This is a genomic window from Vibrio sp. 378, assembly GCF_033339435.1.
The window spans coordinates 1-604 of sequence record NZ_JAWOUO010000796.1; the positions used below are offsets into that span (position 1 = coordinate 1).

Genomic DNA, 604 nt, shown 5'->3' on the forward strand with positions numbered 1-604 from the left:
CGGATGCAGTAGATCCGCAGGATGGTATTGGCTTAGTTGTAGCGGTTATCGACAACGTGCTAACCGTGACGGTGGATATCGCGGAGTTGGGTGATCTTAACCCGTTGAAAATGGCGCTGGGTCTTGAGTCTCCAACCCAATCATTAGCGGATAGCGGTCGTGCTGAAGCCATCCAAACTCAGTATGGTAAAAACAACAACTCTTTTGGCTACATCGACCATCGTGAAATCATCAAAGGTTTAACCACTGTTGATGGCAACATGTTTGCTCGTCAATTAACTCGTCTTAATGTCGATCCAAACATTACGGAAATGCGCACACCAGTTTGTCATAACGAGTTTACGCAAATTGCAGAAAACTGGCCTCAATCGGTGGCGTTTGCGGAGTACAAGCTAAACGGTGAGCAAGCGTCAATCAAAGGCGGCTTTGTTGTTGAGTCGAAGAATAAAGTGATCGTCGATGCGCTTAAATCGATTCGTGGTGTGTTAACCGAGTCTAACAGCGATAAGAGCTTCTTTAGCTTGGCGCTAGGCATCGACATCAACACGCTTGCGCCATCGATTGGTCAAATTTGGACAGAGATAACTCAGCCACAATACCAATG

Annotated in this window: 1 pseudogene; it reads left to right on the forward strand. The window is 46.5% G+C overall.

The features are described 5' to 3' along the window. A pseudogene (locus R7Q48_RS28895) lies at positions 1-604 on the forward strand (hypothetical protein); the annotation flags it as partial.